8 protein-coding genes are annotated in these 13,535 nt (G+C 70.3%); 2 read left to right on the forward strand and 6 right to left on the reverse strand.

Going from position 1 to position 13,535, the window contains the following annotated elements; all coding sequences use genetic code 11:
• Positions 1-1,256, forward strand: a 1,256-nt coding sequence (locus VFB40_RS08720) for a putative Ig domain-containing protein (protein WP_324848794.1), incomplete at its 5' end; no start/stop codon positions are given.
• 323 nt (positions 1,257-1,579) lie between these two features.
• Positions 1,580-2,932, forward strand: a complete 1,353-nt coding sequence (locus VFB40_RS08725; RefSeq protein ID WP_324848795.1) for a ricin-type beta-trefoil lectin domain protein — start codon at positions 1,580-1,582, stop codon at positions 2,930-2,932.
• A gap of 302 nt (positions 2,933-3,234) precedes the next feature.
• Here VFB40_RS08725 and VFB40_RS08730 read toward each other — a convergent pair whose 3' ends face one another.
• From VFB40_RS08730 to VFB40_RS08755, 6 genes are all read right to left on the reverse strand, one after another.
• Positions 3,235-3,768 (reverse strand): Lsr2 family DNA-binding protein, encoded by a 534-nt coding sequence (locus VFB40_RS08730; RefSeq protein WP_324848796.1) that lies wholly within the window; start codon positions 3,766-3,768, stop codon positions 3,235-3,237.
• A gap of 323 nt (positions 3,769-4,091) precedes the next feature.
• Positions 4,092-8,666 carry an nSTAND1 domain-containing NTPase gene (locus tag VFB40_RS08735; protein WP_324848797.1) on the reverse strand — a complete coding sequence of 1,525 codons (4,575 nt, stop codon included), beginning with the start codon at positions 8,664-8,666 and terminating at the stop codon, positions 4,092-4,094.
• 2 nt (positions 8,667-8,668) lie between these two features.
• Positions 8,669-10,087, reverse strand: coding sequence for an extracellular solute-binding protein (locus tag VFB40_RS08740; protein ID WP_324848798.1), 1,419 nt, complete (start codon positions 10,085-10,087; stop codon positions 8,669-8,671).
• Positions 10,088-10,201: 114 nt separating this feature from the next.
• Entirely contained in the window at positions 10,202-11,560 is a 1,359-nt protein-coding gene (locus VFB40_RS08745; RefSeq protein ID WP_324848799.1) for a glucarate dehydratase family protein, read from the reverse strand.
• 12 nt (positions 11,561-11,572) lie between these two features.
• Positions 11,573-12,496 carry a carbohydrate ABC transporter permease gene (locus VFB40_RS08750; protein ID WP_324848800.1) on the reverse strand — a complete coding sequence of 308 codons (924 nt, stop codon included), beginning with the start codon at positions 12,494-12,496 and terminating at the stop codon, positions 11,573-11,575.
• Positions 12,493-13,494 carry a carbohydrate ABC transporter permease gene (locus VFB40_RS08755; RefSeq protein ID WP_324848801.1) on the reverse strand — a complete coding sequence of 334 codons (1,002 nt, stop codon included), beginning with the start codon at positions 13,492-13,494 and terminating at the stop codon, positions 12,493-12,495. Before VFB40_RS08755 ends, VFB40_RS08750 begins: the two co-directional genes overlap by 4 nt.
• Between the last annotated feature and the right edge of the window lie 41 nt (positions 13,495-13,535).

The following is a 13,535-nucleotide window of genomic DNA, read 5'->3' on the forward strand; positions in this document are numbered from 1 at the left end:
ACGAGTGGCACGAGATGATGTCGGACCAGAACCCGGCCGGCGGCTGGACCAACAACACCGGCAGCTCGTACAACGGCCAGGAGAACTCGGACGAGTGCGCCTGGATCAGCCCCGGCACCGCCGGCGGCGCCGCGAACATCAGCTTCGGTTCCTTCGGCACCTACGCCGAGCAGGCCAGCTGGTCGAACGACACCAACAACTGCGCCATCTCGCACCAGATCCTCACCCACGGCAACACGGTGACGGTCACCAACCCGGGATCGCAGAGCACGAAGGTTGGCACCGCGGTCTCGCTGCAGATCAGCGCCACCGACTCGGCATCCGGCCAGACGCTGACCTACAGCGCCAGCGGCCTGCCGGCCGGCCTGTCGATCTCCAGCAGCGGCCTGATCTCCGGCACCCCGACCACCGCCAACACCTACAGCGTCACCGTCACCGCCACCGACGGCACCGGCGCCAGCGGATCCGCCTCCTTCACCTGGACGGTCACCAGCACGACAGGTAACACGGTGACTGTGACCAACCCGGGATCGCAGACCTCTACGGTCGGCACCGCGGTCTCGCTGCAGATCAGCGCCACCGACTCGGCATCCGGCCAGACGCTGACCTACAGCGCCACCGGCCTGCCGGCCGGCCTGTCGATCTCCAGCAGCGGCCTGATCTCCGGCACCCCGACCACTGCCGCGACCTCAAGCGTGACGGTCACGGCAAAGGACGGCACCGGCGCCAGCGGCTCGGCGTCCTTCAGCTGGACCGTGAACCCCACCAGCGGCGGGTGCACCGCGGCGCAGCTGCTCGGCAACCCCGGCTTCGAGACCGGCTCGGCCAGCCCGTGGACGTCGACGGCCGGCGTGATCAACCCGAACGGCGCCGGCGAGACCTCGCACAGCGGCACCTACTACGCGTGGCTCGACGGCTACGGCACGACCCACACCGACACCCTCGCCCAGAAGGTCTCCATCCCGTCGACGTGTAAGAACGCGAACTTCTCGTTCTACCTGCACATCGACACCTCGGAGACCACCACCACGACCGCCTACGACACCCTCAAGGTGCAGGTGCTCAACTCCTCCGGCACCGTCGTCGGCACGCTGGCCACGTACTCGAACCTGAACCACATCAGCGGGTACGCCCAGCACAGCTTCAGCCTGGCCTCGTACATCGGCCAGACCATCACGCTGAAGTTCACCGGCAGCGAGGACAGCTCGCTGCAGACCTCCTTCGTGGTGGACGACAACGCGCTGAACGTCTCCTGATGTTCTAGCCGATAGACACCCGCACGAGCAGGCGGGGACGAGACCTGGTCTCGTCCCCGCCCTGTCTTTTCCGGCGCCCTACTTTTCCGCCGCCTTCGCGGCTCTGAGCTGCGTTGACGGCGAGGTCGACGGGTTGGCGCGCAGCCCTTGACGCGATTCTGGTTTACGAGTTTAATCAAACCGCGAAATAAGGAGCTCTCCGGAGGTACGCCCGCGAGTGCGGCGCGGCGCGTCCCTGCGGCCGCGGCTCCGCGCTCCCCCACCGTTCGGCGCGACGGTCTCAGCATGCTCATACCCATACTCACCCGCAGAAGAGACCACCTATGCGATTGACCCGCACCAAAGCGACCCTGACCGCGCTGCCGCTGGTGGCGGCCGGCGGTCTGCTGCTGGCCCTGAACGGATCGGCGCAGGCTGCCGGACCCGCGTTCCCGGCCCACTACGCCGCGCCGTACCTCCAAGTCACCACCGGCGACGTCGGCGACATGACCGCCGACATGAGCGCCACCGGCCTGAAGTACTACACGCTGGCCTTCCTCATCCCGCAGTCCGGCTGCACCCCGCAGTGGGAGGACGGCGGCTACGGGCTGACCGCCTTCAACGCGCAGATCAGCTCCCTGCAAGCGGCCGGCGGCCAGGTCATCATCTCCTCCGGCGGCGCCGAGGGCGGCGAGCTGGCCCAGACCTGCACCAGCGTCTCCTCGCTGACCGCCGCGTACGCGAACATCGTCAACAGCACCGGGGTGACCCGGCTGGACTTCGACATCGAGGGCGGCACGCTGAGCGACACGGCCTCGACCACCCGCCGCGACCAGGCGCTGGCCGCCCTGCAGCGGCAGAACCCGGCCGTGCAGGTCGACTTCACCCTCGGCGTCGCGCCGAGCGGGCTGCCGACCGGCAACGCCTCCGAGTACGCGCTGCTGCAGGACGCGAAGACCCAGGGCGTCAGCGTCAACATCGTCAACATCATGACGATGGACTTCTACGACGGTCAGCCGGTGCTCAGCGACGCCGAGTCGGCGGCGCGCAACACCGCCAACCAGCTGGCCGGGCTGTACGGCATCTCCACCGCGGCCGCCTACGCGAAGATGGGCCTGACCCCGATCGCCGGCACCAACGACGACGGCGCCTCCTTCTCGCAGAGCGACGCGCAGAGCCTGGAGAGCTTCGCCGCGGGCAACGGCGTGGCCGAGCTGGCCTTCTGGGAGGTCGACGGCTACGACAAGGGCACCGGTTACGCGTACTCGCGCATCTTCAACCAGATCACCGGCGGAACCACGCCGCCGCCCCCGCCGCCCGGCTCGGGTCCGATCACCGGCTACCAGGGCATGTGCCTCGACGTGCGAGCCGCCGGGACCGCGGACGGCACCGCTGTCCAGGTTTACGCCTGCAACGGCACCAACGCGCAGCAGTGGACGCAGACCTCGGGCAATCAGCTGCAAGCCCTCGGCAAGTGCCTGGACGTCTCCGGCGCCGGAACCGCCGACGGGACCAAGGTGCAGCTGTGGACCTGCAACGGCACCGTGGCGCAGGTATGGCAGCACCAGTCCAACGGCGAGTATGTGAACCCGAATTCCGGCAAATGCCTCGACGACACCGGCTGGGGCGGCTCCGGTACCCAGGTGCAGATCTGGACCTGCGCCGACAGCGCGAACCAGCAGTGGAGCCTGCCGTAACCGATCGCCGCGGCGATGGCAGTCGACGGATTGAGCGAAATGCTTAGGCGAAGTGCTTAGGCGAGCTGCCTAAGCGAACTGTACGAGCAGGATGACTTGATCCCGGGGGCGTCCGCCCTCCCGGCCGTTTCGGCGGCGGGAGGGCGGACGCGTTTCTCATGCAGTGTTCTGTTTTGCGGCCCGGGTCATGCCTCGACGCCGCGGCCACGACGGGGAGTGGGGGAACGCCGACGTGGCCGGGAGTCCGGTGCCGTCGCCGCCGGGTGTGCGGTACCCGGTCGGCGCCACATTCCTCAGAGCATTTATTCGTGCGCCAGCGTGTACGCCGAGCGGATCCGGCCGGGAATCGCGCCGCGCTCGCCGATCTCGAATCCGTTTGCCCTGGCCCATTCCCGGATCTCGGAGGTGCCCGGCGTGACCGGCTTGGCCCCGCGCCGCGGCGCGGCCTTCTTCCGGCCGCCGCCCTTGGCGTTGCGCGGCGCCGTCTTGGCACCGGCGGCCCGCCGACCGCGGCGGGACGGACGCTCCGCGGCGACCGGCGCGGCCTCGGATTCGACCTCTGCCTCGGCCTCCTCGGCAGACACCTGCGCGGCCTGCTCCTCCTCGTCCGCTTCGGCGGCGGCCGGCTCGGCCACCTGCGCGGCCGGCTCGGCGACCGCCGCGGCGCCGGAGGCGAGCGGGTGCTGCACGGTGACCGCGGCGCCGAAGAACTCACGCAGTTTGTCCGCGCCCGCCGGGGAGAGATCCAGCTTGATCGTCTGCCCGGCTATGGTCACGTCGCAGATCTCCACGTCATGATCCGTGCCGGTGATGTCGCACACTCGTTTAAGAGCCACTGTGACTTTCCTTTCCAACGAGTAATTCGTGTACCTAAACGCCGGCGTCGACCGGTCAGTTCAATTCGCATACCGTATCGGTTGTAGCGCAGTACCTGTGCATCGGCCCAGCGCACATGCGTTACTATCGGCGCGCGCGCCACTCAATGGAAGCCGCGTGCGCGCCCCGGAATCCCGCCGAGAAACGCAGACGTCTGATTCTCGATTGCCGAATTCCCAGGTGCGTGCGGTCGCGGCACCATGACAATGCCCGCGATGTGCAGCCCGTTAGTCGAAGTTCCAGCCGAAGAACTGCCGTTCGAGGCGCCGCCGCGGGCGCGCGTTTACGGACACAGTGCCGGGTAATCGCCGCCGAGCAGCGACGGGGTGAGAATCCGGGCCGCCTCGGCCGGGTTCGAGGCGCAGATCCGCGCGGCCACCGCGGCGGCGTCGGTGTCCCAGAACAGCGCCGTCCCGTCGGCCGCCGAGCCGGCCACGATGCCCGTGCCGGGTTCGAACGCCACGCCGGTCGGATCGCTCGGGCCGCCCAGCGTGACGAGTGCGGCCGGCGCCTTGGGATCGGCGACATTCCACAGCCGGACGGTGTGGTCGGCGGCCGAGGAAGCCAGGGTTCTGCCATCACTGCTGAAGGCCACCCCGACCACGGCCTGGCTCTGCCCGAACAGGGTGGTCAATCCGGCCGGCTTATTGGGATCGCGGGTGTCCCACAGCCGCACGGTGCCGTCCGCGCAGCCGCCGGCCAGGGTGCGGCCGTCCGGGCTGAACGCCACCGATTCCACCGCGCCGGAGGAACCGGAAAGTTGTTCGACGACATTCGCGCTCAGCCGTCCGCCGACGACCGCCACCCGAATCAACAGCACGGTCCCGTCCTGACTTCCGGCGGCCAGCAATGTGCCGTCCGGGCTGAACGCGACGGTGGTGATGGGGCCGCCGAGCAGAGCGTTGGACCACGACGGCGCGGTGGCGCCGGGGCCCCAGAAGTAAATCGAGTCGTTCACGCCGCCGGCGGCGATGACGTCGTCCATGGCGCCGCTCCTGTCTCCGGCGCCGTGGTTCGCCGGCCGGACCGCGACGGCGTCGACCGGGGAATCCGCGGTGAGCGTGCGGATTCTGCGCCGGGTGGCGACATCCCAGACCGCCGCGCCGTTTCCGGCGACGGAGGTGACCAGCCTGCGACCGTCGGAGCTGAAGGCGATTCCCGCCGTCGCCGCGCTGGTCGCGGACGGACCGCGCGCCCCGGATTCGGCACTATTCGCCGCCGACCCGCCGCTCGGTCCGACGGTCGCGTAGAGGCCGTGCCCTGAGGTCCGCCACAAATATGTCTGCTGATTCGCACCCGAGGTGGCCAGCAGCCCGGCCTGGCCCGGGGCCGCGGCGACGGCGGCCGTGGCGATCTCGCCCGGCTTCTGCGGCGCCGCGACATTCCACAGGCCGACGGTCGCGTCGGTGTCGGCGCCCGCGAGCGTGTGGCCGTCCGGGCTGAACGCGATCCCGGCCACCGCGTTCGCCGGGCCGGTCAGCGCGCCGATCTGCAGGCGCGTGGCGGTGTCCCAAAGCCGCACGGCGTCGTCCTCGCCGGCGCTGGCCAGTTCGGTCCCGTCCGGGCTGAACGCGACCGCGCGTACCGGCCCGGCCGAGCCGCTGAGCACCCCGAGAGCGGCGCCGCTGTTCGCGTCCCACAGGCGCACGGTAGTGTCATCGCCGCCGGACGCGAGCAGCGTTCCGGCGCGATTGAAGGCGACGGAGCGCACCATGCCGGTGTGGCCGACCAGCTCCTGCGGCCGGGCGCTGAGATCAGCGGTCTTCCATATCCGCACCTCGCCGTCGGTGCACGCGGCGGCCAGTCTGTCGCCGCCCGGGCTGAACGCGACGCCGCTGATGGTCCCGTTGCGCACGCCGACCTCGGCCACTCGTTTCAGGCTGCTGACGTTCCAGAGCCAGACCGTTCCGGCATAGCCCGCGGTGGCCAGTTCGGTGCCGTCCGGGCTGAAGGCCAGGGCGTCGACCGCGTCCGGTCCGGCGCCGACCGTGCCCAGTCGTGTTTTGGTGGCCACGTCCCAGAGCACGGTGGTTCCGTTCTGCTGTGCGGCGGCCAGCAGGCGGCCGGTCGGATCGAAAGCCACCGCATAGAACGGCGCGTCACCGGAAAGCATGGCGACCGGCGCGCGCGTACCCGTGTTCCCTGATGCGGTGTCATCCGCGGTGGTGCTCCACAGCGTCACGGCGTTGTCTTGGCCGGCCGCGGCGAGCAGCGGCGCGGCCGGATCGTAGGCGACGGCGTTCACCGCTCCGGCGATGTTCGGCAGGCGCGCCGTGAAGTAGCCGGTCTGGCTGGACAGCAGGCTGTTGACGGCCTCGGTGTCGGTGGGGGCGATCCGGTACGCCGCCAGGGAGAGCAGCAGCGCCACCTCCGGATCGGTCGAGCGGCGCGCGTCCGCCTCGGCGGCGAGCTGCCGGGCCTGTGCGATGGTCTGCTGTCGGTGCGCCGCGCCGCTGTTGTTCTTGGCGACGAATCCGAGCCCGGCCGCGGCGACCAGCGCCGCCGTGAGCGCCATCGCCACGCCGAGCCGCAGCCGGTCGTTGCGCTTGCGCCGGCGTTCGGAGGCGCGCAGGAACTCGTTCTCCCGCCGGCCGAGCTCGCCGCGGCGCGCTTCGGTGACCTCGGCGCGCACCGCGGACAGCTGGGTGCCGCGCAGCAGCAGGTCAGGGTGCTGGCCTCCCGAGTCCCATTCCTGGGCGCCCGCGGAGAGCCGTTGCAGGGTGCGCAGCCAGTCGCGGTGCTCCTCCAGCCACTCGCTCAGCGCGGGCCAGTGCCGCAACAGCGCCTCGTGCGCGAGTTGGACGGTGTCCTTGTCGCTGGTGACCAGCCGCTCGCGCTCCAGCCGGTCGAGCACCCGCCGCGCCGTCGGCAGGTCGCTGCGGGCCACCTCGGTGAGCAGCGCCGCGCGGGTCATCCGGCGCCGGGTGTCCTCCGCGTCGGCGCGGACCGAGACCATGTGCTCCAGCAGGATGCGTGCCACGCGCTTGCTATCGCTGTCAAAGCTCTGATATACCTCGTCGGCCTTCTTGGCTACCGCGCCCTTGATGCCGCCCGCCGCGGTATAGGCCTTGGTGGTCAGCACCCAGCGGTCGCCGTGCTCCGCGCGCTCCCTGCCCTCCCAGGTTTCCCGCAGCGCGTGCGCGAGCAGCGGCAGCTTGCCCGGGTCGTAGGTGGCCACGGCGCCGTCCTCGCCGTCGGGAGAGGTGACCGCCTCCAGGTCGGTGAGCATGAATTCGACCAGCCCTTGCTGAACCTCCAGCCCGGCGTCGCGGGCCGGTGCCTCGATCGCCTCGCGCAGCTCCCTGATGTTCATCGGGCCGACGATGAACTGGTCGCTGAGCGCGGGGCCGAGCGCCGGGTGCGCGGTGCAGTGTTCGACGAAGCCCGCGCGCAGCACCAGGACGACGAGGGCCGGCGCCGGGGCGCCGGGCTGCCCGTCGGCGGCCGCGCAGATCGCGTCGACGAAGCGCTGGCGCTCAAGGCCGTCCTCGCACTGCGTGAAGATCTCCTCGAACTGGTCGATCACCAGCACGAGCCGGCCGGCCTCGGTGGCCGGTTCGGGACGGTCGGCCGCCGAACCGTCGCGCCGGCGCCGGTCGAAATCGAGCACCTGGCGCAGGATCAGGGCCGCGTTGTTCGGGTTCTGCCGCAGCTTCTCGGCGATCTCGACGCTGTCCCCGCCGAGCCGGTTGGCCAGCCGCAGCGCGAGTTCGCCCAGCGGGGCCGGGCCCGGCTTCATCACCTCGCGCGGCCAGCGCTCCGAGCCCGGCACGGCCAGCGCGCCGGTGTCGAGGCCGGGAATCAGGCCCGCGCGGAGCACCGAGGACTTGCCCGCGCCGGACGCACCGACCACGAGCACCATCGACAGGCCCTGCAGGCGCTGCCGCAGCCGGGTGACCAGGCGCGCGATGAGCTGTTCGCGGCCGTGGAACCATTGCGCGGTCTCCTCGTCGAACGCCGCCAGACCGGGATAGGGCGAGTCCTCCGAGTCCTTGCCGGGGTCGGGCGCGGATCGCGATCCGGCGGGAAGCTGCTTCGGCAGGAGCCGGACCGCGCCGCGGCCGATCGCCAACTGCCGGTGCAGCTCGGTGATCTGGACGCCGATCCGCTCGACCTGCTCGGCCTGCCCGCGCTGCATCGCTTCGAGCCTGGCCAGGTCGTGCTGGATGACGGCGAGTCCCGACATGACGTCCTCGCGCAGCGCGCGGAACTCGACCGAGGTCTGGCTGAGCTGGTTGACCGTCTCGCCGATGTAGACCGAAAGTCCTTCGACACCGCTGCGGACCGCGGCGTCCAGCGCGGTGCCGACGCCGTTTACGCGATGCAGTATCTGCGCCATCTCGGCGCGTAGCGCGGCGGCTTGCGGCCCGTCGAGTTCTTCCCGCAGCCGGCTGCTGAGCGCGGATTGCAGGCGCTCTTCGGAAATCCGCTTTCCGTGCGCCTCGCCGCGCAGCTGCGCGACGACGTCCTCGATGACGTGCGCGATGTGCTCGGCGCCGATGTTGCCTAGCTGCCCGAGCAGTCCGGAAAGCGCGAGGGCCGCGTTGCCCAGCAGGAGCGGGATCGCGATGGGCGAGAGGGCCGCCGCGGTGAGCGCGGCGGCGAGCGCGAAGGGGGTGGCGCCGAGCAGTCCGCGTCCGTGCAGCCGAATCCAGAACCGGATACTTTCGCGGGCCCGCTCGATCAGACCGGGTATCGCGTCTTCCGGTTCGGCCTGCGCGAGAGCTTTGGATCCCTCACCGGTGTCTGTTCGTTTGACTCCGGTGGTGCCATTGCGCGGGATGGCGGGCGAATACCCGCTCGTGTCGTCCGCCGGTTCCGGGGGTGTACGTTCTTCGTCTCCAGGCGCGATTGCCATGTCTAGCCACCGCCTGTGACATCGCATGGAAGAGTGCTGTGTACCGCCGGATCGATGGCTCTCGCTGCCTTGAGCAGGGTCGTGCATGGATCGGCGGCGGGAAGTCCTGGCCCGGCGGGCAGCGCCTCGTGGATCCCCGAGTAGATCTTCTTGCTCAGCTCGCCGTAGTCAGGGGTCGAGGAGGGTCGGCTGACCGGGCTGATTCGCGCGGCCGCGGCCATGATCGGGGTGTTCGCGGTGACGTCGGAGGACGTGCGCACCGCGTAGTTGCTCGGTATCTCGGAGAACTGCGTCGCCAGGATGCGCTGCGCCTGCGGCCCGGCCATCCAGCGCACGAAGGTCAGGTCCGCGGTGAGGTTGCGGCTGTGCGGGTTGACGAACAGATTCCACCCGCCGACGACTGAGGAGCCGGGGCCGCGCTGCCCCTGGAACGTGGGCAGCGGCATCACGCCGACCTTGTCCAGATCCGCCACGGCGCTGGTGGCGCTCACCGCGTTGGCCCAGGACGAGTCCCAGCTGCGCAGGAATGCGGCCTGCCCGCTGTCGAACGCCGAGTCGCCCTGCGGCTCCTCGAAGCCGTTCACGCCCGCAGGCGAGAGCCCGTCGCCGATCAGGGTCCGGAGAAAGTCGAGCGCCTTGAGCGCCTGCGGCGAGGCGAGTCGGGCGGCGGTCGCCTGGCCGGCGGAGGTGGCGAACTGCGCCGCGCTCTGCCCTCCGTACGCGTCGGCGAGCAGCTCGGTCCAGTCGCAGGTCAAGCCCTCGTATGCGTCGCCCTGCCAGGCGAATTGGTACGGCAGGCCGCGGTTTTTGAGCGCCCTGGCGTCCGCGAGCAGCTGTTCCCAGGTGCTCGGCGCGGGCAGGTGCGCCTGCGCCAGCAGGTCCTTGCGATAGAACAGGAAGCCGTAGTCCACGAAGTAGGGCACCGCGTAGACGTTGCCCCGATAACTCATCGCCTGAATCAGGGTATTGTCCGCGAGGGCGGTGCCGGGCGGGGCGAACTGCGACCAGAACGACGCCGGGAAGTAGTCGTTCAGCGGCAACGCCAGACCGTCGTGCCCGAACTCGGCCGGCCAGGTGACGTCGCCGGAGTAGACGTCGGGCGTCGCGGACCCGCCGGACAGTTCGCCGCTCAGTTTCTCGTGCAGCCGGTCCGTGTTGTCAGGGCCCGGCTGAAGGTTCACCTTGATCGAGGGATAGGCCTGCTCGAAGGCGTCCACGAGCACCTGCCGGGCGTCGTCGCTCGCGTTGCGCAGGGTCGGGCTGGAAACCCAGACGATGGTCTGCGAGCCCTCCGCGCGGTTGGCCGGGTCGGTCAGGTCGGGCAGCGGGGAGGTGCACCCTGCCGCGGCCGCCGCGGCCAGCACGAGCGCGCCGGTGCACGCCGACCACTGTCGGCGTGCACTGATGCGCCTGCGAGGCATTCCGGCCGTTCACCCCGTTTCCGCGGTGGCTCACCCTCCGGTCGCACCGCTCCCCGCCGGAAACCCTACCCACTCAGAGCGCCGATGACGATCCGTCAGCGAAATTCGCGGCTCCTAGAATCTCGGGCGCTTGCCGGTCCAGTCGGGGTGGACCAGACGCATGTGGGTGATGTCGTCGCGGCGCCGGACCCCACATGTGCGGTACTGCTCGTGCAGGCGCGCCAGTGCGTCGCGATCGATCTCGACGCCGAGGCCGGGGCCGCCGGGCAGGCGCAGCGAGCCCGCCTCGAACGTGAGCGTGCCGGGACGGATCACGTCCTGGAAGTCCGGCGTGTCGGCCGTGTAGCCGAAGCCGCGCTGCCACGGGCTGTGCGTGTCGAGGGCGTAGGTGAGGTTCGGCGTCGCGGCGGCGAGGTGGGCCATGGCCACCAGGCTGATGCCCAGGTGCGTGTTCGAGTGCATCGACAGGCCGAGCCCGAAGGTCTCGCAGATCCCGGCGAGGCGCTGCGACGCGCGCAGGCCGCCCCAGAAGTGGTGGTCGGAGAGGATGACCTGCACGGCGCCGCGGTGCACCGCCTCGGGGATGTCCGTGAAGGACGTGACGCACATGTTGGTCGCCAGCGGCAGCGGGGTTCCCGCGGCCACCTCGGCCATGCCGGGGATGCCCGGCGCCGGGTCCTCCAGGTATTCGAGCTCTCCTTCGAGCTCCTTGGCGACGTGCAGGCTGGTTGGCACGCTCCAGTTCGCGTTGGGGTCGATGCGCAGCGGGTGGTCAGGGAACGCCCTGCGCAGCGCGCGGATAGCTTCGATCTCCTGGTCCGGGGGAAAGACGCCGCCCTTGAGTTTGAGCGAGCCGAACCCGTAGGTGTCGACCATTCTGCGGGCCTGCGCCACGATGCCGTCCGGGTCGAGCGCGGCGCCCCAGTCGTCGGGTTCGAAATCGCAGCCGCCGCCCGCCGGATGCTCGGCCCACTTGTAGAACAGGTAGGCGCTGAAGTCCACGCTCTCGCGCACCGCGCCGCCGAGCAGGTCGACCACAGGCCGGCCGGTGGCCTTGCCCTGGGCGTCGTAGCAGGCCACTTCGAAGGCCCCGACGATCTGCGCGACCGTCTTGTCCGCCCCGGTCGGGCCGATCAGCTCGGTCGGGTTGTACGCGGTGAACGAGCCGAGGGATCCGGCCGCACGCCGGGTCAGCCCATTGATGTCGAACACGTCGAGGCCGGGCAGCGCGGCGGCGGCCCGGCTCAGCAGTTCCAGGGTCGGATCATCGCCGTAGGCCTCGGCGATGCCGGTGACGCCGGACTCGGTGTGCAGCTCGATGATCGACCGCAACGCATAGGGCTGATGGCAGCCGGAGGCGTTGAGCAGCGGCGGGTCCTTGACGGCGATCGGGGTGATGGTGACCGAGGTGACGGTGAGCCGATCGCTCGTGCCGCGTGCGGGGCCGGGAGTCGGGCTTTCGTCGTCGTGCACTGAGTTATCCTTCTATCCCTTGAGCGAGCCGCTGAGCAGGCCGCGTTCGAAGAGCCGTTGCAGGCCCAGGTACACCAGGACGCCCGGGACCATCAGCACCAGCACGGCCGCGAGCTTGACGCCCTCGCCCTGCTCCTGGCTGGCTTGCAGGCTGGTCACCACGACGGTCAGAGTATTCATGTCCGGGCTCTGCGCAACCAGCAGCGGCAGCAGGTACTGGTCCCAGATCATCAGGAAGCCGAAGACGGCGCAGGTGCCCAGGGCGGGCAGGCACAGCGGCACGATGATCCGGGTCAGGATGCGGAAATCGGAGGCGCCGTCGACCCGCGCCGCCTCCTCGAGCTCCAGCGGGATGCGCCGCATGAACCCGGTGAGCACGAACACCGGCAGCGCCCAGCCGACCAGCGGCAGGGTCAGGCCCGCGTACGAGTTGACCAGCGTGCCGCCGGTGAACGGCTGCGGGATCTCGCCGAGCACCTGGAACAGCGGGACCGCGATGACCTCCTCGGGCATCATCATCGTGGCCAGGATCAGCAGCAGCACCACCGTCGAGCCGCGAAACCGCCGCCTGGCCAGCGCGTGCGCTGCCAGGGTGCTGACCGTGAGCTGCAGGGTGAGCCCGACCACCGCGACGACGACGGAGTTGAGCAGGCCGCGGGCCACGCCGAGATTCCAGGCCTGAGTCAGGTTCCCGAACGTGGCGTGCTTGGGCAGCAGCATCACCTGGCCGAGGCGGGCAAGGCCGCCGGAGAAAGCGGTCGCGATGAGCGTCCAAAGCGGGAGGACGAAGATGAAGACGGCGACCCCGTAAAGCAGGAGACGCAGCGTCATTCTTCCGGCGCGGCCGCGCGTGAGCCGGCGCGGCGGACGCAGGCCGAGGGTGTTGGAAGTGGCCGGAACTCCGCCGGTCTCCAGCCCGTCGTACGTGCTGCTCACCAGGCCTCCCTTCGGTTGCGCCACCACAGATTCAGGCAGGTGAGCAGGATCGTGACGGCGAGCAGCAGGGTGCCGATCGCGGCGGCGTACCCGGCGTCGTTGTTCTCGCTGAACTGCTCGTAGACGTAGGTGACCACGGACTGCGTCGAGCCGGCCGGGCCGCCGCTGGTGGCGACCCAGATCTCGGTGAACACCCGCAGGCCCCTGATGATCCCGAGGGTCAGCACGATCGTGGTGATCGGCCGCAGCGAGGGGAGCGTTACATAGCGCAGCCGCTGCAGCGCCCCGGCGCCGTCGAGGTGCGCGGCCTCGTAGAGCTGCCGGTCGATCCCGGCCAGGCCGGCCACGAAGATGACCATGTCGTACGGCGCGTTCTTCCAGACCTGGATCAGGATCACCGAGGCCAGCGAGGAGTGCGTGCTCGACAGGAACGGGGCCGGCCCGGCACCGAACGCGCCGAGCAGCGAGTTCACCGCGCCGTACCGGCTCGGGTAAAGCAGCGTCTGCCACAGCGAGGCGGCGGCGACCATGGCCACGACGGTCGGCAGGAACACGGCCGTTCGCAGGATCCGCAGATGCCGGGCCGGGCCCTCGAGCAGCAGCGCCAGCGCGAAGCCGACCAGGATCGAGCCGGCCACGGCGCCGACCGCGTCGATCACCGTGTGCAGCACGGCCGCGCGCAGATCGGGGTCGCTGAACGCGCGCTGGTAGTTCGCCCCGGCCACGTACTGGTTGCCGAGATACGGCCGCACGTGGAAGAAGCTGAGGTACACGCCCCAGATCGTGGGCCAGAGCTTGAAGACCCCGATGAAGACCAAGACAGGGGCCAGATACAGCCAGGGCATCAGCCTGCGGCCGGTGCGCCGGATCCGGCGGCGCGGCGCGGGCCGCCTGGCCGGCGGGGCGACCGGCTCGTACAAACCGGTATCCCGGCCGCGCGCGCGTGCGGCCGGGACCGGGGCTTCGGGAGTGGACGCCGGGGATGCTTGCGCGGTCACCTCAGCGCTCCCGTGGTCGTGGTGCACAGTCTGACAGCAAC

Origin of the sequence: Actinocrinis sp. (assembly GCF_035650855.1) — a bacterium.
Taxonomy (GTDB): Bacteria; Actinomycetota; Actinomycetes; order Streptomycetales; family Catenulisporaceae; genus Actinocrinis.

Excerpts from the sequence above, each read along its gene's own strand:
- VFB40_RS08725 (WP_324848795.1), top strand. The coding sequence starts at position 1,580 with ATGCGATTGACCCGCACCAAAGCGACCCTGACCGCGCTGCCGCTGGTG.
- VFB40_RS08735 (WP_324848797.1), bottom strand. The coding sequence starts at position 8,666 with ATGGCAATCGCGCCTGGAGACGAAGAACGTACACCCCCGGAACCGGCG.
- VFB40_RS08740 (WP_324848798.1), bottom strand. The coding sequence starts at position 10,087 with ATGCCTCGCAGGCGCATCAGTGCACGCCGACAGTGGTCGGCGTGCACC.